At 73.3% G+C, this 5,178-nt stretch carries 3 protein-coding genes; 1 reads left to right on the top strand and 2 read right to left on the bottom strand.

Annotated features, from left to right (window positions below):
* Positions 1-2,646: valine--tRNA ligase (gene valS, locus AC5LSR_RS07735; protein ID WP_493464694.1), on the bottom strand; the 2,646-nt coding region annotated here is incomplete at its 3' end.
* Between the two features lie 378 nt (positions 2,647-3,024).
* Between valS and AC5LSR_RS07740 the strand changes: the two genes are divergently transcribed.
* Entirely contained in the window at positions 3,025-3,951 is a 927-nt protein-coding gene (locus tag AC5LSR_RS07740) for an inositol monophosphatase family protein (protein ID WP_250284891.1), read from the top strand.
* Positions 3,952-4,338: 387 nt separating this feature from the next.
* On the opposite strand, the gene AC5LSR_RS07745 is transcribed toward AC5LSR_RS07740, so the two are convergent.
* Positions 4,339-4,863 carry a gamma carbonic anhydrase family protein gene (locus AC5LSR_RS07745; protein WP_250284893.1) on the bottom strand — a complete coding sequence of 175 codons (525 nt, stop codon included), beginning with the start codon at positions 4,861-4,863 and terminating at the stop codon, positions 4,339-4,341.
* Positions 4,864-5,178 lie beyond the last annotated feature (315 nt).

A 5,178-nucleotide genomic window follows, 5' to 3' on the forward strand; every position in this document is an offset into this window, starting at 1 on the left:
TGCGAGGGCGACGTCGACCGCCAGTTCGCCGGTGCCCCGGGTGAAGGTCAGCGCCGTGATGCTGCCGGCGCTGCGCAGGTCGGCCGCGACGGCCTCGACCAGGCCGACCAGGTCGGCGTCCCCGCTGACCCGCGCGGAGGCCACCGCCGCCTTCATCGACACCTTCGCCTCCGACTTGGCCCGCCGGATCGCCGTGAGCGCCGTGCTGACCGCCTCAAGCAGGCGCGGGTCACCACTGTCAGCGATCTTGCGCAGCTCGCCGGCCTCCGGCCAGCGGGAACGGTGCACCGACCCGGGCTTCCACCACGACCAGACCTCCTCGGTGACGAAGGGCAGGAACGGCGCGAACAGCGCGAGCACCGTGGACAGGGCGATGGCCAGCGTGGCCCGCGCGGACGCCGCGCCCGGCTCGCCGAACGAGCCGTACGCGCGTCCCTTGACCAGCTCGACGTAGTCGTCGCAGAACCGCCAGAAGAACGACTCGGTGAGCTCGAGCGCGCGGGTGTAGTCGTAGTTGTCCAGCGTGGTGGACGCGGCGTCCACCACCTCCGCCAGCGTCGCCAGCAGCGCCCGGTCGAGCGGCTCGGCGATGGTGCCGGCGTCCTCGACCGCGCCGAGGCCGAGGGCGAACCGGCTGGCGTTGAGCAGCTTGATGGCCAGCCGGCGGCCGATCTTCATCTGGCCGACGTCGAAGGTGGTGTCGGTGCCCGGCCGGCCGGCGGCGGCCCAGTAGCGCACCGCGTCCGACCCGTGCTGTTCGAGCAGGTCCAGCGGGGTGACGACGTTGCCCTTGGACTTCGACATCTTCTTGCGGTCCGGGTCGAGGATCCACCCGGAGATGGCCGTGTTCGTCCACGGCAGCGTGCCGAACTCGGTGTGGCTGCGCAGCACGGTGGAGAATAGCCAGGTCCGGATGATCTCGTGCGCCTGGGGGCGCAGGTCCATCGGGAACACCCGGGCGAACAGATCGTCGTCGCTGCCCCAGCCGGCGGCGATCTGCGGGGTCAGCGAGGACGTCGCCCAGGTGTCCATCACGTCCGGGTCGGCGGCGAAACCACCGGGGATCCCGCGCTGGTCCTCGCTGAAACCGGGCGCGGTGTCACTGGACGGGTCGACCGGCAGCGCCGCGTAGCCGGGGACGATCGGCTGGTCGTAGCGGGGGGCACCGGCGTCGTCCAGCGGATACCAGACCGGGAACGGCACGCCGAAGAAACGCTGCCGGCTGATCAGCCAGTCCCCGGTCAGGCCGTCCACCCAGTTCTCGTAACGGACCCGCATGTGCGGGGGATGCCAGTGCAGCTCACTGCCACGGGCCCGCAGCTGCGCCCGCAGGGCCTCGTCCCGGCCGCCGTTGCGGATGTACCACTGGCGGGTCGTGACGATCTCCAGCGGCCGGTCGCCCTTCTCGTAGAACTTCACCGGATGGCTGATCGGCCGCGGGTCGCCCAGCAGCGCCCCGGCCTCGCGCAGCAGCTCCACGATCCGCTCGCGGGCGGCGTGCACGGTGCGCCCGGCCAGCTCGGCGTAGTGCGCCCGGCCCGCCGCCGAGACGATCGCCTCGGGCGGGTCGGGCAGCAGCCGGCCGTCCCGGCCGATCACCGCGCGGGTGGGCAGCCGCAGCTCACGCCACCAGGTGACGTCGGTGAGGTCACCGAAAGTACAGATCATCGCGATGCCGGACCCCTTCTCGGGGTCGGCCAGCCGGTGCGCCCGCACCGGCACCTCGACGTCGAACAGGGGAGTGCGCACCGTGGAGCCGAACAGCGGCCGGTAACGCTCGTCGTCGGGATGGGCGACCAGGGCCACGCAGGCGGCCAGCAGCTCCGGCCGGGTGGTCTCGACGACGACGTCCCCGCCGCTGTCGGTGCCGCCGGCGCCGCTGTTCCCGCCGCCGTCGGTGCGGGCGAACGCCAGCGAGTGGTAGGCGCCCGGGCGCTCCCGGTCCTCCAGCTCGGCCTGCGCCACCGCGGTGCGGAAGGACACGTCCCACAGGGTGGGCGCTTCCGCCAGGTACGCCTCGCCGCGCTCCAGGTTGCGCAGGAAGGCCCGCTGCGCCACCGCCCGGGAACGGGCGTCGATGGTCGCGTAGGTCATCGACCAGTCCACGGACAGGCCGAGGCGGCGCCACAGCTGCTCGTAGACCTTCTCGTCCTCGATCGTCAGCCGCTCGCACAGCTCCACGAAGTTGCGGCGGCTGACCGGGACCTGCTCCTTGCCGGGCTTGGCCGGCGGGGTGAGATCCGGGTCGTAGGGCAGCGACGGGTCACAGCGGATGCCGAAGTAGTTCTGCACCCGGCGCTCGGTCGGCAGGCCGTTGTCGTCGAACCCCATCGGGTAGAAGACCTCACGGCCGCGCATCCGCTGGTAGCGGGCGATGACGTCGGTGTGCGTGTAGGAGAAGACATGGCCTACGTGCAGGGAGCCGGAGACGGTCGGGGGCGGGGTGTCGATCGCGTACACCCGGGCCCGGTCGGCGCTCCGGTCGAACCGGTAGGTCTCCTGCTCCTGCCACACGGCCGACCAGCGTGCCTCGACGCCGTCGAGAGTGGGCCGCTGGGGAACGGAGCGTCCGGGGACGGACTGGTCGGCGGCGGGCTGCTCCCGGCCGTCCGAGTCGTGCTGGTTCCTGCCTTCTTCTGTCACCACAGGTAACGATCCTACGGGTCGAACAATGTGAGCTCCGACACGGGCTTCACCGGGCCTTGCGCCTGATCCTTCCCAGGTACGGATCCCCGCCGATCCTTGTCTCCGCGTGGCACCCGCGCCCTGTTCGGACGTGCTCTCCCGGCGGGGCCCACGCCGGACGTCCTCATGCCCGGCCCATGCCGGGCCCATGCCGGGGAGGTGCGCGGCCGCCCTCCCACCGGCCGTGGTGAGGGTCCGTGCGCCGGTCTGGCAGGGTCCCGCCGGCCGGGCCGGCACACGACATCCCGGGCCTCCCCGGCGCTCCTCCGCCGCTCCCGGCGGTGGGATCGTGTCGGCGGGCGGCCGTGGCGGGCGGAGCGGGTTGGCAGGATGTATCCCGTGCCTGACACCGGCGAGGACACCGCCCCCACCGCATCATCCGCATCGTCCGCCCCCACCGCGTCCGCCGTCGCGACCTCCGCTGCGGTACCCGACCACGTCCCGGCGGGCCGTGCCCCGGCGGCCGGGCGGCCGCGGCCGGCGGACCTGCTCGCGCTGGCGCTCGACGTCGCCCACGAGGCCGGCGGCCTGCTGCTGCGGGGCCGCGGCGGGGACGTCGTGGCCGAGACGACCAAGACGTCCCCCACCGACGTCGTCACCGCGCTCGACCGGGCCTCCGAGGAGCTGGTCGCGAGCCGGCTGCGCGCGGCGCGCCCGGGCGACGGCCTGCTGGGCGAGGAGGGCGCCGACGACCCGGGCACCAGCGGGGTGCGCTGGATCGTCGACCCGCTGGACGGCACCGTGAACTTCCTCTACAACCTGCCGAACTGGGCGGTGTCGATCGCGGCCGAGGTCGACGGGCAGGTGGTGGCGGGTGTCGTGCACGCCCCCGCCCTGGGCGTCACCTACACCGCGGCGCTCGGGGAGGGCTCGGCCCGCAACGGTGTGCCGCTGGCCGGCTCGGCCGTCACGGACCTGGCGCACGCGCTCGTCGCGACCGGGTTCGGCTACACGGTGCAACGGCGGATCGCCCAGGTGACGGTGCTGACCCGGGTCGTCCCCCGGGTGCGTGACATCCGGCGGATGGGCGCGGCGTCGCTGGACCTCGGCGCCGCCGCGGCCGGCCTGGTGGACGCCTACTACGAGCGTGGCCTGCACCCCTGGGACCACGCTGCCGGGGCGCTGGTCGCGGCCGAGGCCGGGCTGCGGGTCGGTGGCCTGCACGGCCGCCCGGTCTCCAACGACCTCGCCATCGCCGCCCCGCCCGCCCTGTTCGACGCCCTCCACGACATCCTCGCCACCGACCCGCCCGCCGACCGCGACTGACGGACGGGCTCCACCTACGGCACCAAGGAGGCCCGCCGTCGACCGGCCGGCCGCCAGCGATTTTCCCTCGCCCCACATGGCCGGCCCACGCCGGCCCCGATCACTGACGGGCCCTGCCGAGCCCGCGCCGCGCCGACCGGGCAGATCGCCTTTCCTTCCTGGAACGCCGATCAGGTAGCCATGCGTATCCCCCGCACGGTGGCACGCTTCGATGGACGCCGGCCACCGGAGAAGATCGGCGTAATTTTGTCGTTGTGTACGCTTTTGCGGACAAAAAGCGTACACAACGACAAAGTCGCCTGGATCATGGCCTGTGCGGGTGGCTGTGGCTGGGATCCAGCGCTACCTGACCGGCGCTCCAGCCGATGCGGCTTCCCTCTGGTCGATCTAGTCGAGGCGGCGGAGTTCCTCGCGGTAGCGCTTGCCGTTCGCGGTGTACATCGCGGCCCCGGCCGCGAAGGCGTTCTCCGCCACCGCGTCCGGACGGATCTTCGCGGGGACGCCGACGGCCAGCGCCCGCGGTGGCACCCGCACGTTGTTGCCGACCAGCGCCTGCGCCCCGACCAGCGCACCCCGGCCGACCACGGCCCGGTGCAGCACGATCGAGCCGGAGCCGACCAGCGACCCGTCCTCGACGGTGCAGCCCTCCAGGTGCGCGATGTGCCCGATGACACAGTCGTCGCCGATGATCGTGGGGAGTTCGGCGGTCGCGTGCACGACCGTGCCGTCCTGCACGGACGTGCGGGCACCGATGTGGATCTCACCGTAGTCGGCGCGCAGCACCGCGCCCGGCCAGATCGTCGACTCGGGGCCGATGGTCACCTTGCCGATCACGGTCGCGTCCGGGTGGACGTAGGCGGACGGGTCGATCTCGGGCACCCGGTCACCGAGCGCGTAGACAGCCACGGACATCTCCTCCGGCTTCTTCGGACGGCGGCACGCCCGTGGGACGGCACGCGGCAACCGGCCCCGGTGCGCCTCCCCGGTCGCGTCTCCCGACGGTCGTCATCCTCCCCGATGGACGCCGCCGCGGCCCGCGGATCGCCGGCGGCCGTGACTTTTCAGCCGGACGCGGCCGCTCCGTCGGGCGTGGCCGCGTTGGCCAGGATTCCCGCGGCCGCGGGCATCGGCCAAGGTCCCGCGGCCGTGGGTGGGCTGCCGCGCCTGGGGCTCCAGCACCACGATCAGGCGTAGCGGGCGTCGAGCCGGCCGGTGGTGGGCTGCCGC

It is taken from the genome of Protofrankia sp. CiP1_Cm_nod4 (genome assembly GCF_982290645.1).

Coding starts and splice junctions, on each gene's coding strand:
- AC5LSR_RS07745 (WP_250284893.1), bottom strand. CDS start 4,863: ATGTCCGTGGCTGTCTACGCGCTCGGTGACCGGGTGCCCGAGATCGAC.